This is a genomic window from Paenibacillus timonensis, assembly GCF_022427145.1.
Classification (GTDB): Bacteria; Bacillota; Bacilli; order Paenibacillales; family Paenibacillaceae; genus Fontibacillus; species Fontibacillus timonensis.
This window is the reverse complement of the sequence record NZ_JAKSXN010000023.1, coordinates 45370-59469: the sequence shown is the minus strand read 5'-3', so window position 1 is coordinate 59469 and position 14100 is coordinate 45370. Positions and strand designations below refer to the sequence as shown.

Below are 14100 nucleotides of genomic sequence, written 5' to 3'. Positions count from 1 at the left end.
TTTCTTTGTCTTGACGGCTCGAATCTTTTGGAGTGCATAGGAAGGGGCTACGCTTGTCATACTAAAGTCACCCATCCTTGTTGAACAACTTCTAAAAAGAGAGGTAGAGCTAAACGTATGAAGAAAGCAAAGATCTGGTTTGCCTCCGGTTTAGTGCTGCTTTTGTTCGGAATCGGATATGGAGCGAACGTGCTCCGGCATACGCTTGACGAAGGCAAAGTCAATACTTATAAAGCACAGCCCACATTTAGTGAGCAGGTTATCGATTACGGAGCATTCGGGAAGGACGTGTATGAGTTGCAGGGCCGGCTCGCTTACCTTGGTTTTTACCATGGCAAGCTGGATAGTTCCTTTGGTCCCAAGACCCGTGACGCCCTGAAGTGGTTCCAATCGGAATTCGGGATGGAGGCCGACGGCTTGGCCGGCCCCAAGACGAAGCTAAAGCTTTATAACGCCACGAAAAACTGGAAGCCAGGCATGGAATATGCAAACACCGGCGGGAATGCGAAACCGCAAACCGGAACGGCAAATAAAACCGGCGGCGGTGGAGAGAGCGGTGGCGGTAAAGTCAAAGCGGAATCTACGGATTTGTCCGCCTCGAACGCCATGGGGCTTTCGGAGAATGATTTACGGATCATGGCTAACGCCGTATACGGGGAATCGCGCGGCGAGCCGTTCGAAGGCCAGGTGGCTGTAGCGGCGGTCATCTTGAACCGGGTGAAATCGCCGAGTTTTCCTAACACCGTATCCGGCGTCATTTTTCAGCCTGGAGCATTTACGGCTGTCGCTGACGGCCAAATCTGGCTGGAGCCCAATGATCAGGCCCGGAAGGCCGTACAACAGGCGCTGAACGGCTGGGATCCAACGGGCGGGTGCATTTACTATTTCAACCCGAATACAGCCACGTCGAAATGGATCTGGTCGCGCCCGCAGGTCAAGACCATCGGAGAGCATATTTTCTGCATGTAAATAGCTGAATTTCGAAGGAGCAGCCGCTTAACGCCAGGTTGCTTCTTTCCTTTGAATTGGTATAGAATGGAACTGACTTTCTTGTAAAGGAGTTTTGGCTTTGAACAAAACGCGATTTGAGCGCGGCACCGTAGGCCATATTCGGCTGCACGTCCTGCCGACCGACCGATTCAAAACTTTTGCCATTTCCCTTTATGTGGGATTGCCGCTGCAAGAGCAAACGGTAACCGCAACGGCCCTCACTCCGTTCGTGCTGCGCCGGGGTACGGAATCCTATCCGGAAACCACGGAGTTCCGCGAGCAGCTGGAGCATATGTACGGAGCGGGCTTCGGCTTTGATGTATATAAACGAGGCAATTACCAGATGGTCCAGTTTCGCATGGATACCATCAACGATTCCTTCGTGAAGAGCAGCGATTCCCTCCTCGGTCAAAGCTTCGCTTTCCTTGGCGAAGTCGTAACCAAACCGGCCTTGGAGAACGGGGCCTTCCGCACGGCATACGTCAATTCGGAACGGGAGTCCGTCCGCAAGAAGCTGGAAGGAATCATCAACGATAAAATCAGATATGCCGCCGAACGCTGCACCGAAGAGATGTTTAAAGACGACCCTTACCGTCTGCATCCGCTTGGAGAGCGGAGCGAACTGGACGGAATTACGCCCGAATCTTTGTACGCTTCCTACCAGAACTGGCTTCAGCAGGCCCATCTGGACTTGTATGTGGTCGGCGATACGACATTAGCCGAGGTGGAGGAGCTGGTAGCCAAGCATTTCAGCTTGAGCCGATCGGCTTCACCGGAATATGAGCCGGAGCAGGTCAATATTCGAAGCGGCAAGGTCCGGACGGTCAAGGAAGCTCTTGACGTCAATCAGGGCAAGCTGAACTTGGGTCTTCGTACGCCGATCACATACGGAGACGAGCGTTACGCTTCTTTGCTGCTGTATAACGGCATTCTTGGCAGTTACCCGCATTCCAAGCTATTTATCAATGTTCGGGAAAAAGAAAGCTTGGCTTATTACGCCGCTTCCCGTTACGACGGGCATAAAGGCATCGTGGGCATTCAATCGGGCATCGAAATCGCCAACTACGAGAAGGCACTCCGCATTATCGAAGCCCAGCTGGCGAGCATGCGCGCCGGAGAAATCAGCGAGCTAGAGATGTCGCAGACGAAAGCGATGATCCGCAACAGCCTGCTGGAGATGCAGGATTCCGCATTTGAAATGATCGCCTATGATTTCAACCGCGTCTTATCCGGCAAAGACCGGCCGGCGGAGGAACTGCTCCGTCAGGTCGAGCAGGTTCAGCCGCAGGACGTCGTTGCCGCCGCGGAAACCGTCCAGCTCGATACGATATACTTTTTGACAGGCCAGAAGGAGGGGTAGGCGGATGGAAACGATTCGTTACGACGCTTTGCAGGAAACGCTGTATCGCGAAACGATGGAGAACGGTCTGCAAGTCTATGTGCTGCCCAAACCGGGCTTCCAGAAAACGTACGCGACATTCTCGACCAAATACGGCTCGATCGATAATCATTTCCGGGTAGAGGGGCAGGAAGACATTTCGGTTCCGGACGGCATCGCGCATTTTCTGGAGCATAAAATGTTCGAGGAGCCGGAAGGGGACATTTTTGCCACTTTTGCCTCCCAAGGCGCTTCCGCTAATGCGTTTACCAGCTTCGACCAGACGGTTTACCTGTTTTCTGCGACAGAGAACATTCCGGCCAATCTGGAGACCTTGGTCAATTTCGTGCAGCATCCTTATTTTACCGACCAGAACGTCGAGAAGGAAAAAGGCATTATCGGCCAAGAGATCGGCATGTACCGGGATAACCCGGACTGGCGGGTGTATTTCGGCCTCATCGAGGCGATGTACAAAGTGCATCCCGTTCACATCGACATTGCCGGCACGGTGGAGTCGATCGGAACCATCACGAAAGAAACGCTTTATACGTGCTACAACGCTTTTTACCACCCGAGCAATATGCTGTTGTTCGTCGTCGGAGGCGTCGATCCCGAGGAAGTATTCAAGCTGGTCCGGGACAATCAGGCGAAGAAGGAATATCAACCGCAAGGAACGATCGATCGATTGTTTGAACCGGAGCCTCGAGAAGTATCCGAGAAACGGCGCGAATCCCGCCTGCCGGTATCCCAGCCGAAATGCTTGTTCGGCTTTAAGGAGACCCGGTTAGGGCTGACCGGAGAGGAACTGCTGCGACGGGACCTCGCCACGAAGCTGGCGCTCGATCTGCTGTTTGGTGCCAGCACGAAGCTGTATCAAAAGCTGTACGACATGGACCTGATCTCCGACAGTTTTGGTCATGAATACAACAGCAACCCGAATTACGCGTTTTCCGCGATCGGCGGGGACACGAAGGATCCGGACCGGATGCTGGCCGTAATCAAGGAGGAAACCGAAGCGCTTCTGGCTTCCGGATTCCGTCAGGAGGATTTCGAACGGGCGCGCAAGAAGAAGATCGGCGGGTATTTGCGCATGCTGAATTCGCCGGAGAACATTGCCCATGAGTTCACCCGCTACAACTTCCGCGGCGGCGACCTGTTCGCGGTGCTTCCGATTTACGAGTCGCTGACGCTGGAAGATATCAATGCACGGCTGCGCGAGCATATCGATTGGGAGCAATTAGCCGTATCGATTGTGGTGAGCCCATAAATGGCGATGGAGCATGGGATAGGAAAAAATATCGCGGACATGACCGTACTGATCACCGGGGCAAGCCGGGGGATCGGCGCCGAGGTGGCGCTGCGTTTTGCTTCGGTCGGCATGAACGTGGTCATTCATTATATGAATTCGCACGAGGCTGCGAACGAGGTTGCCCGCAAATGCCTGGAGCTCGGAGCCAAGGCTTACACGGTTGCAGCCGACTTACGCAGCAAGGAGCAAATTTTGCGGATGAAGGAGAGGCTCGAGAATTACGGGCTGTACCCTGATATCTTGGTTAATAATGCGGGCATTTCGCATTATGCGCTGCTGTCCGATGTGACCGAAGCGGAATGGGACGACGTTATGAACGTCAATTTAAAAAGCGTGTTTCTCTGCAGCCAGCTGTTTATGCCGCACATGATCAGCCAACGCTTTGGGCGGATTATTAACGTTTCCTCCGTTTGGGGGATATCCGGCGGCTCCTGCGAGGCGGTCTATTCGGCGGCCAAAGGCGGGGTTAACGCGTTTACCAAAGCGTTGGCCAAAGAACTGGCCCCCTCCGGCGTCACGGTGAATGCGGTCGCTCCAGGGGCGGTCAAGACCGAGATGCTGGAGCGTTTTGATGCGGAAGAGCTTCGTCAGTTGGAGGAGGATATTCCGGCGGGGCGGCTCGGTTCGCCGCAGGAAATATCGTCGCTCGTTTATTTTTTGGCGCTGCCGGAATCGGGTTACATCACCGGACAAATCATTAGCCCCAACGGCGGCTGGATTACCTGATCGCCCCTTCATGTACAGGTTTTGCCGGATGCTGCAGGCTGCAGCTCGCGCATAAAACCCGCGGGATTTTCGCATATTACAACTGTTGATTTTAAATCGCCAAGCGAAGGAGGATTTAATCATGTCAACAGTACTCAAAAATTTTGATACATGGAAGAAATTCCTGGGTGAACGCGTCGAGCATGCGGAAAAAGCCGGCTTCAGCGAAGAGGCGATTGCCAACCTTGCTTACGAAATCGGCGGTTTTCTGGACGACAAAGTCGATCCGCAAAACGAATCCAACCGTACCCTGAAAGAAATTTGGGACGTCGGTACCGAGGAAGAGCGGAAAACCATCGCTCGTTTGATGGTGAAGTTGGCCAAGAAAAACGCATAGTTTGGCACTTGAAAAGCTCCCGTTCCGGGAGCTTTTCCCCCATTTTCTCCGCCCGCTTGCCTTTCATTTTCATTTTATATATCATAAAACACATATGAACATGTAATTTCAGTATTGGTAAGAAATGTTTTTGTAAATTGTTTTGAAAAACAGCAGGAATTAAGACCTATTTTGTCGAATGGTGCATGAGGATATGGAGAAGGTGTCAGGGATGGAAGAGAAACAATGGTATTTGGAGTACAAAATACATAAGAATCGCCCAGGACTTTTGGGGGATATCGCTTCGATGTTGGGGATGCTCGAGATCAACATCTTGACGATCAACGGCGTAGAAGGTAAGACTCGGGGACTATTGCTGGAAACCGACGATGACGGCAAAATCGATCAGGTCAGCCAGTTGCTAAACAAGGTGGACAGCATTACGGTGACCGCTTTGCGTAATCCGCGGCTTGTCGATTTGCTGGCCGTACGGCATGGCCGTTATATTGACCGGGATTCGGACGACCGTAAGACGTTTCGGTTCACGCGGGATGAACTGGGGATTCTGGTTGATTTTCTAGGTGAGGTATTTAAGCGGGAAGGCCATCAAGTGATCGGTCTCAGGGGAATGCCACGCGTCGGCAAGACGGAATCGATTATCGCCGGCAGCGTCTGCGCGATGAAGCGATGGACGTTCGTGTCCTCCACCCTCTTGCGGCAAACGGTTCGCAGCCAATTATCGGAGAACGAGATGGATCCCCATAATGTGTTTATTATCGACGGTATCATCAGTACGCTTCGATCCAATGAAAAGCATCATCAGCTTTTGCAAGAGCTGATGTCCATGCCTTCGACCAAAGTCATAGAACATCCGGACGTGTTCGTCAAAGAGTCCGAATACAGTTATGACAATTTTGACATTATTATAGAATTGCGTAACAATCCGGAGGAGCAAATCGTTTATGATACGTTCACGACAATTTATACGGACGATCTGTAACGATTTGCCGCATAATTCAATCATAGCAGGAGGTGATGGTCGTGTCGGATTTGGGCCAGCAGTTAAGGGAAGCCCGCCTTGCCAGAGGTTTGTCGCTGGATGATGTACAGGAAATGACGAAGATTCGCAAACGATATTTGGAAGCCATCGAAATGGGGGATTACAAGGTTCTGCCAGGAAGCTTCTATGTTCGGGCTTTTATCAAAACGTATGCGGAAGCCGTCGGCTTGGACGCGGACGAACTGCTTGCCGAACATCGGCAAAACGTGCCTTCTTCAGCTCCGGAACCTACGATGGAGCCGGTGATCCAAAAACGGCGCAGCCGACAGCACAACGAGCGCAACTCGAAATGGCTGTCCACCACGCTGATGTGGTCGTTTGCCGTGCTGATTTTAATCGTTATTTATATGTATTTCTCGGTCTGGGGCAACAATAAAGATGAAGCCGAGGGAAATAAGGAGCCGGATCCGACGCCGGTGACCCAGGATGCCAACCAAAACGGCAGCAATGCCGGGAACGCCGCCAGCGGCGACGCCCTTGGCGGGAACAAAGGCGCTGGCAACGAAACGGACAACGCTACCACGGATCCGGGAACGAATAACGGCACGAACACCAATACGGGGAATGCGGGCAACGCAGGCAATGATACCCCGGTTAACGATACCGGCAATCAGCCTGTTGCGGTCGTGCCGGACGGAACGGAAGGCAGCACGACGAAGTTCAAAATTCAAAACCCCGGAACCCAGCCGGTTCAGGTCGTCATTACGGCTAGCGGCGAAAGCTGGGTAGAAGTTCGCAAGGGAAACAAAAGCGGGGAAAAGCTGTACTTCGGAAAAACCAAAGACGGCGACGTGCTGACTTATGACGTTGTTCCGGAAGGCTTGTACATCTTGTCGGGGAATTCGGCCAAAACCGCGATTACGGTGGCGGAGCAGCCGATCGAAGACGGCAAGACGACGTCCCGGTTCTTCTTGAGCTTGGACGATGGCACAGGCGGCGGCACCCCAGGCAATACCGGGACGGAAGGCAGCGATGCCGGCAATACCGATAGGGGTAATAATGAAACGACGACGACAGAGTGACGAATAAGCGAACGCGTGAGGCCGGTCGCTTTTTCGCTTAGTAAGAGCGCGGTTGGGACCGATCCGGTCAAACGGCGCTTTTTTGGCTGTCATGAGAGCGGGAGTGCCGGGATGCTCGACTTTGCGAATTTTTTTACATATAATTTATGTATGAAAAGATTGGAAACCGAGAAAGGAATGTGACTTATGGCTTCGGAAAATTCTTTCGACATCGTTTCGAAAATGGACATGCAGGAATTGATCAACGCAATCGATCAGACGGAACGGGAAATCGCGAACCGTTTTGATTTTAAGGGGAGCAAAAGCGAGCTCAAACTGGAGAAAGACGTGTTGGTGATCGTTTCGGACGACGATTACAAGCTGGGCGCCGTCATCGACATCTTGCAATCGAAGATGATCAAGCGCGGCTTACCGATCAAGAACCTGGATTACGGCAAGGTTGAGCCGGCCTCGCTGGGCACGGTACGGCAGCGGATTAACCTGAAGCAGGGGATTGACCAGGAGAACGCCAAGAAGATCAACATCCTGATCCGCGATTCCAAGCTGAAGGTCAAAAGCCAAATCCAAGGCGACCAAATTCGCGTCACCGGTAAAAGCAGGGACGATTTGCAGGAGATTATGCAGATGCTGCGCAAGGCCGATTTGACGGTGGATTTGCAGTTCACCAATTTCAAATAGAACTGAAAGGTCTCTTGTGGCGCGGATTTCGAGCTACGGAGACCATTTTCATATTTTTGACAGCATCGGGGCTGGAATATTATACTTGTATAGGTTGTTCAATCCTTAGTTTGACGGGAATTTTGGCTTTCAACGATGGGGGAAATGGTTCATGACAGAAAAAGTAAAAATCGTGACGCTCGGCTGCGAGAAAAATCTGGTCGACTCGGAAATCATGTCGGGCTTAATTGACCAGCGCGGCTATTCCTTGGTGGATAATCGCGAAGACGCAACCGTCATTATCGTCAACACCTGCGGATTTATCGATGCGGCCAAGGAGGAGTCGGTTAACACGATTCTGGAGCTCGCCGATTTGAAGGAAAGCGGGAGGCTAAAGGCGCTGATCGTTTCCGGGTGTTTGACGCAGCGATATAAGCAGACTCTAATGGAGGAAATGCCGGAAATCGACGGAATCGTCGGCACGGGGGATTTTCACCATATCAACCGGATCGTGGATGAAGCCCTCAAGGGCAAGAAGCCGGCGCTGGTCGGCAACCCTGTCTTTAATTATGAGCAGGCGCTGCCGCGCAAGCTGTCTACGGCCCGGTACACGACCTACGTAAAGATCGCCGAAGGCTGCGATAACAATTGTACGTTTTGCAGCATTCCGATCATGCGCGGGAAGTTCCGCAGCCGGTCGATGGAATCGGTCCTGGAGGAAGTGCGGAACATGGCCGCCCAAGGCGTCAAGGAAATCAGCCTGATCGCGCAGGACTCCACCAACTACGGTACCGATTTGTACGGGGAGTTCAAGCTGGCTGAGCTGATGGACCGGGTTACCCGGGTGGACGGGATTGAATGGGTGCGTCTGCATTACGCATATCCCGGCTTTTTTACGGACGAGCTGATCGACATGATGGCGACGAATCCGAAGATTTGCAAATACGTGGATATGCCGCTTCAGCACAGCGAAGACGCGATCCTGAAGCGCATGCGCCGTCCCGGACGGAACCGTGATATTCGTGAGCTGGTTGCCAAGATTCGCGCACGGATTCCAAACGTTTCGCTGCGCACCTCCTTGATCGTCGGGTTCCCCGGGGAAACCGAGGAGGATTTCGAACGGTTATGCGAGTTCGTGCGCGAGGTGAAGTTCGACCGGCTTGGCGTATTTACCTATTCCAAGGAAGAGGATACGCCGGCGTCGCGTTTGCCGGACCAGATCGACGAGGATGTGAAGGAATGGCGGGCCAATACGCTGATGGAGATTCAGCGGGAGGTTGCCAATGCGAACAGCGGCAAATACATCGGCCAGGTGCTGGACGTCCTGATCGAACGTTACGACGGCCGCAGCGACGTATACGTGGGCCGCTCGCAATTCGACGCTCCGGAAATCGACGGCGAGGTCTTCGTCACGAATTGCCCCGTAGGACTCGGGGAACTGACCAAGGTGCGGATTACGCATGCTTTTGACTATGATTTATCCGGGGAGGCCGTCCTGTGAATTTGCCCAACCGTATCACGTTAACCCGTATTTTCATGATTCCGGTGATGCTGGTCTTCTTGCTGGTCGATGCCGGGTGGTTGTCCCATGAGCTCACGCTAGGCAACTACTCGCTTCCGGTCAATCAGCTGATCGCTGCGGTACTGTTTATCGTGGCTGCCAGCACGGATGGGATCGACGGCTACATCGCCCGTAAATATAATCTTGTTACCAATTTAGGCAAGCTGCTTGATCCGCTCGCTGATAAGTTGCTCGTCGGAACGGTGCTGATCGGTCTCGTGGCATTGGGCAAATGCGATGCCTGGATTGCGGTCATCATCATCGCCCGCGAGTTCGCCGTGACCGGTTTGCGCGAAGTCGCGCTGCTGGAAGGCTCCGTGATCGCGGCCAGCAAGTGGGGCAAGGCGAAGACGATTACGCAGATCATCGCCATTTCGGCGCTGCTGCTGAACAATTTTCCGTTCGAGTGGCTCTCGTTCCCGTTTGATGACGTCGCGATGTGGTTGGCGGCCGTCATCACGCTGTATTCGGGCATCGATTATTTCGTGAAGAATAAGAGCGTGCTTTCTTTTTCCAAAGCATAAATTGATTTGGGTTGGTTGGAAATCTGAAGGAGGCATGCGAAGATGAAAGCGGAAATTATTGCGGTGGGTACGGAGCTGTTGCTCGGCCAAATCGTGAATACCAATGCGCAGTTCCTATCGCAGGAACTGGCCGCTTTGGGGATCGACGTTTATTTTCAAACCGTGGTTGGCGATAACATGAACCGGCTGGCAGAAGCGGTGAAGACGGCGTCGGGGCGGGCGGATGTGCTGATTTTTACCGGCGGGATCGGTCCGACGCAAGACGATTTAACCAAGGAAGCGCTGGCCGGGGTATTGGGCCGCACCCTCTATATCGACCCGGAAGCGATGGCGAACGTCGATCGTTTCTTCCAGGGGCGCGGGGTCCCGATGACGGAGAATAACCGCCGTCAGGCGCTGGCTATTGAGGGAGGCACACCGCTTCCGAATGAAACCGGACTGGCTGTGGGCAATGCGCTTGCGCAGGACGGGAAGTATTATATCGTGCTACCCGGGCCGCCGAAGGAAATGAAGCCGATGTTCGAGCATCAGGCGAAACCTTGGATTCTGGAGCATGTGTTGACCGGCGAGATGCCGATCTATTCGCGGATGCTGAAATTCGCCGGAATTGGCGAATCGGCGCTGGAAACGAAGCTGCTTGACCTGATCGAGGCTCAAAGCGACCCGACGGTTGCGCCGTATGCGAAGGAAGGCGAGGTGACGATTCGCGTGTCCACCAAGGCGACGTGCGAGCAGGACGCGGCGGTGAAGCTGGACGCCATGGAGCGTGAGATCGCCTCCCGGCTGCCGGAGCATCTGTACGCGAACGTCGACGAGCCGATCGAGAAGACGATTCTCGATTTGATGGCTGCGCGCGGACTGACGTTGAGCGCGGCCGAAAGCTGCACCGGCGGGCTGCTCATGGAGATGTTCACCGCGCTGCCCGGCAGCTCGGCCGTGTTCGCCGGCGGGATCGTTTGCTACTCCAATGAGATGAAGGAGAAGCTGCTGAATGTGCCGCATGACCTGCTGGAAGGCGACGGCGCCCCCGGCGCGGTCAGCGCGGAAACGGCCAAGGTGCTGGCGGAGCAGGTGCGCCTGACCGTGGGCACCGACTTCGGCCTGTCGATCACCGGCGTGGCGGGTCCGGCTCATTCCGAGCGCAAGCCCGTCGGCCTTGTGTATATCGCGATCTCCCGCCGGGGTTCGGACACCGTCGTCTTCGAGCTGAACCTCAAGGGCAACCGCGAAACGATCCGGCTGCGCGCGGCGAAGACGCTGTTGTATCGGTTGTGGAGAGCGCTGCAGGGAGGCTGACTCCTTTGCAATGGTAGGGAAAGTGAATAATGATCCCGGGCCGCTCTTGTCGCCGCTTGTCTGCGGACTGGATAGAAGGATAATAAGCGGCTCCCAAATGCGGACGTAAACTCCCTCCGATTCATTATTCGCTCGGAGGTTGTAGTAGATTCCCTTCAGCTTGTTCTTGCGCTTTCGGGGTTTATGACATATAATCAAAGCACGGAAGAACCGTAGCAAACTGTTTCAGTTATGCTGCGGTTCTTTTTTTGTTGTTGGAGTAACCATGGGAGGGGATGGAAGCTGCAGGCAAGTAGGTGAGTGAGTAGGTAAGTAGTAAGTGCTGGGCTATCGTTAGTTTCGAAGTGGTGCGTGCGAGCGGGTGGTGAGGATGAGGACGCAGAATCTGTTCGAAAAATCATATATAATGGTGCCCTGTAAGAGCAAATGTGCATGATATGTATGAAAAACCGAATACAATTGTGCTCTGAAGTAACTATATCAGCAAATATATATGAAATATCGAGTATAATCCGCGTTTACAGCCAACTTCGGCGAAATGTATATGAAAATTCATACATATCCAGATGTAACCTAACTTTTCCGTCGTGGTGAGCGCATTTCGGAAGGAAACAGCGGGTAGGGAGGCTGTGAAAGTGACCACGCACCAAAGCTAGCGAATCCCCGCTGGGGAGAGCGCCTAAGGAGCGTCTCAGTCCCACTAACGTTCTTCCAGTTTGCGGGCTCCCCAAGGGCAGCGGGCCCTTGGGGGCCCTCCCTTACGGTAAGGGAGGGTTTGGGAGGGTTGAGAAAAAATTACGAATGTATGTTCGAAAAAACGCTTGGCAAACATACCAAAACAAGGTACAATGATATACGTGAAGAGTTACGAATGGCCCTAAATCATAATGAAACCAAGTAAATGAAGTAACCCATGATTTATATCTAATTTAAGGATGTGAGCTGATTGTCAGATCGTAAAGCAGCGCTGGAGATGGCGCTTCGCCAAATAGAAAAGCAATTCGGTAAAGGTTCGATCATGAAACTGGGAGAATCGACGCATATGCAGGTGGAGATCGTTCCAAGCGGATCGATCGCCCTGGATATCGCCCTGGGTACGGGCGGACTTCCTCGCGGACGGATCATCGAAGTTTACGGCCCGGAATCGTCCGGTAAAACGACGGTAGCGCTGCACGCGATCGCCGAGGTTCAGAAGATCGGCGGACAAGCTGCCTTTATCGACGCCGAGCATGCGTTGGACCCGTCTTACGCCAGCAAGCTGGGCGTGAACATCGACGAACTCCTGCTGTCCCAGCCGGATACGGGGGAGCAAGCGTTGGAGATTGCCGAAGCGCTCGTGCGCAGCGGCGCGGTGGACATTATCGTCATCGACTCCGTAGCGGCATTGGTGCCTAAAGCGGAGATCGAAGGCGAAATGGGGGACTCGCACGTTGGCTTGCAGGCCCGCCTGATGTCGCAGGCCTTGCGGAAGCTGTCGGGAGCGATCAGCAAGTCGAAGACGATCGCGATCTTCATCAACCAGCTGCGTGAGAAAGTCGGCGTGATGTTCGGTAACCCGGAGACGACGCCAGGTGGACGCGCGCTGAAATTCTATTCAACGGTTCGTTTGGACGTGCGCCGCATTGAAACGATCAAGATGGGCAACGACATGGTAGGGAACCGGACGCGGATCAAGGTCGTGAAGAACAAGGTTGCGCCTCCTTTCAAACAAGCGGAAATCGACATCATGTACGGTGAAGGGATTTCCAAGGAAGGCAGCATCATCGACATCGGGACGGAGCTGGACATCGTGGACAAGAGCGGTGCCTGGTACTCGTATTCCGGCGAACGCCTTGGACAAGGCCGCGAGAACGCAAAGCAGTTCTTGAAGGAACATCCGGAAATCGCGAATACGATTGAACAAAGAATCCGCGAGTCCAGCAATCTGACGACGTCGGTAGCCCCGGCTTCCACTAGTGATCTGGAAGCGGAGCTTGAGGAAGAGCAAGCGCTGTTCGGAGATGAATAAGCTCGTTAAGCCGTAACTATCAAGCGCTCTGACCGCCGGCAATTGCCGGGGGCAGGGCGCTTTTGCGGTACTATGGGAATTGGATGGATAGCCTATGCAGAAGCGGAGGGATATGATGTGAGTAGTTGGGGATCGTCGCGCGGGAAAACGGCGGGAAGGAGAACCGGGTCTACCTCTGACGAACGTAGAGAGGACGAAATCGTGGATATCTCCGATGAATCGTTCTGGGAACCGCGGCCGCGCCAGGTCAGCCGGGATTCGGAGGGGGCGGACCCGGAAGAAAACGCCGGTTTGGAGGCCTTCCCCGAGGACACCGAGTTGGCGATTACGTCCGTACTGATGCTGAAGCGGCCGAAGCATCGCTATCGGATCTCTTTTGGCGCGTACGCATTAGAGGTTCATGAGGACGTGATGATCAAATACCGCATGATCAAAGGGGCGGTATTCACGAAGTCGGAGCTGGAGGAAATCGTAGCGGCTGACGAACGTCAGCAGGGATATGCCGATGCGTTGAAGTTTTTAAGCTTGAAGCCGCGAACGACTTTTGAAATCGCTCAACGTTTGGGGGAAAAAGGTTGGAGTGAGGAGACGATCCAGGACGTTCTGGCCCGCTTGCAATCGGAAGGGTATGTCGATGACGCCGCCTACGCCCAGGAATGGGCTTCTCAGCGCGTTAAGCTTCGCGGGAAGGGTAAGCTGTGGGTCAAGCATGAATTGCGCCAGAAAGGCGTGTCCAAGTCGCACATCGAGGAGGCGCTCGGCGAAGTTAGCGAAGATGACGAGTTTGAGAGCGCCCTTCAGCTAGGGTTGAAGAAGTGGCAGGGAACCACGGGAGAGCCGCTTGACCGAAAGCGCAAAACAGGCGCTTTCCTGCAGCGACGAGGATTTAGCGGGAGCGTCGTATCCCGGGTCATGCGGGAACTTGGCAACCGGGAACAGATGCATGGAATGGACGATTGGGACGAAGAATAAGAGGACGGGAGGGAACTCCTGTCATTTGCTTGACAATATCTTTTGTCAAATAATAAAATGAACTTGAATCCATATCATCAGAGGCCCTTTTTTTCCTTCCAAAATTATGGGTCTGAGGGTAGGATTTATGTTCTCCAATCATGAAGGCAAAGTGCCTCCGCTTGTGATGGCGGAAGGGTCATGCATTGCAGCATGAACTGCTGAACTGAATGGGCAAGTCATGAATTTTTTGTATGAATGAT

Annotated in this window: 13 protein-coding genes; all 13 read left to right on the top strand. The window is 53.6% G+C overall.

The genetic code is table 11. The annotated features are described in order from the left end of the window. Positions 1–117 precede the first annotated feature (117 nt). A complete protein-coding gene (gene sleB / locus MJ257_RS11095) occupies positions 118–969 on the top strand; it encodes a spore cortex-lytic enzyme (protein ID WP_240269305.1) in 852 nt (283 codons plus the stop codon). Positions 970–1069: 100 nt separating this feature from the next. Further along, a complete protein-coding gene (yfmF, locus tag MJ257_RS11090) occupies positions 1070–2350 on the top strand; it encodes an EF-P 5-aminopentanol modification-associated protein YfmF (protein ID WP_240269304.1) in 1281 nt (426 codons plus the stop codon). Positions 2351–2354: 4 nt separating this feature from the next. Continuing rightward, on the top strand, positions 2355–3635 hold the full coding sequence (gene yfmH, locus MJ257_RS11085; RefSeq protein WP_240269303.1) for an EF-P 5-aminopentanol modification-associated protein YfmH: 1281 nt from the start codon (positions 2355–2357) through the stop codon (positions 3633–3635). Further along, complete coding sequence (ymfI, locus tag MJ257_RS11080) at positions 3636–4403, top strand: elongation factor P 5-aminopentanone reductase (protein ID WP_372489777.1); 768 nt, start codon at positions 3636–3638, stop codon at positions 4401–4403. 121 nt (positions 4404–4524) lie between these two features. Continuing rightward, a complete protein-coding gene (locus MJ257_RS11075; RefSeq protein WP_240269302.1) occupies positions 4525–4779 on the top strand; it encodes a DUF3243 domain-containing protein in 255 nt (84 codons plus the stop codon). A 211-nt stretch (positions 4780–4990) separates the two neighbouring features. Then, positions 4991–5758 carry a DUF3388 domain-containing protein gene (locus MJ257_RS11070; RefSeq protein WP_059045231.1) on the top strand — a complete coding sequence of 256 codons (768 nt, stop codon included), beginning with the start codon at positions 4991–4993 and terminating at the stop codon, positions 5756–5758. A gap of 41 nt (positions 5759–5799) precedes the next feature. After that, positions 5800–6840 (top strand): helix-turn-helix domain-containing protein, encoded by a 1041-nt coding sequence (locus MJ257_RS11065; protein WP_240269301.1) that lies wholly within the window; start codon positions 5800–5802, stop codon positions 6838–6840. A gap of 186 nt (positions 6841–7026) precedes the next feature. Next, positions 7027–7518: a YajQ family cyclic di-GMP-binding protein gene (locus tag MJ257_RS11060; RefSeq protein ID WP_240269300.1), complete on the top strand. Its 492-nt coding sequence runs from the start codon at positions 7027–7029 to the stop codon at positions 7516–7518. A 151-nt stretch (positions 7519–7669) separates the two neighbouring features. Further along, positions 7670–8998, top strand: coding sequence for a 30S ribosomal protein S12 methylthiotransferase RimO (gene rimO, locus MJ257_RS11055; protein ID WP_240269299.1), 1329 nt, complete (start codon positions 7670–7672; stop codon positions 8996–8998). Then, complete coding sequence (pgsA, locus tag MJ257_RS11050) at positions 8995–9582, top strand: CDP-diacylglycerol--glycerol-3-phosphate 3-phosphatidyltransferase (RefSeq protein ID WP_178021883.1); 588 nt, start codon at positions 8995–8997, stop codon at positions 9580–9582. Before rimO ends, pgsA begins: the two co-directional genes overlap by 4 nt. Positions 9583–9624: 42 nt before the next feature. Then, the gene (locus MJ257_RS11045) at positions 9625–10878 is read left to right on the top strand and encodes a competence/damage-inducible protein A (RefSeq protein WP_240269298.1); all 1254 of its coding nucleotides are present in this window, start codon (positions 9625–9627) and stop codon (positions 10876–10878) included. A gap of 946 nt (positions 10879–11824) precedes the next feature. Further along, the gene (gene recA, locus MJ257_RS11040) at positions 11825–12886 is read left to right on the top strand and encodes a recombinase RecA (protein WP_270406338.1); all 1062 of its coding nucleotides are present in this window, start codon (positions 11825–11827) and stop codon (positions 12884–12886) included. Positions 12887–13003: 117 nt separating this feature from the next. Then, positions 13004–13858, top strand: a complete 855-nt coding sequence (locus tag MJ257_RS11035) for a regulatory protein RecX (protein ID WP_240269297.1) — start codon at positions 13004–13006, stop codon at positions 13856–13858. The last annotated feature ends 242 nt before the right edge of the window (positions 13859–14100 follow it).

Coding starts and splice junctions, on each gene's coding strand:
- sleB (WP_240269305.1), top strand. CDS start 118: ATGAAGAAAGCAAAGATCTGGTTTGCCTCCGGTTTAGTGCTGCTTTTG.
- yfmH (WP_240269303.1), top strand. CDS start 2,355: ATGGAAACGATTCGTTACGACGCTTTGCAGGAAACGCTGTATCGCGAA.
- ymfI (WP_372489777.1), top strand. CDS start 3,636: ATGGCGATGGAGCATGGGATAGGAAAAAATATCGCGGACATGACCGTA.
- MJ257_RS11075 (WP_240269302.1), top strand. CDS start 4,525: ATGTCAACAGTACTCAAAAATTTTGATACATGGAAGAAATTCCTGGGT.
- MJ257_RS11070 (WP_059045231.1), top strand. CDS start 4,991: ATGGAAGAGAAACAATGGTATTTGGAGTACAAAATACATAAGAATCGC.
- MJ257_RS11060 (WP_240269300.1), top strand. CDS start 7,027: ATGGCTTCGGAAAATTCTTTCGACATCGTTTCGAAAATGGACATGCAG.
- rimO (WP_240269299.1), top strand. CDS start 7,670: ATGACAGAAAAAGTAAAAATCGTGACGCTCGGCTGCGAGAAAAATCTG.
- MJ257_RS11045 (WP_240269298.1), top strand. CDS start 9,625: ATGAAAGCGGAAATTATTGCGGTGGGTACGGAGCTGTTGCTCGGCCAA.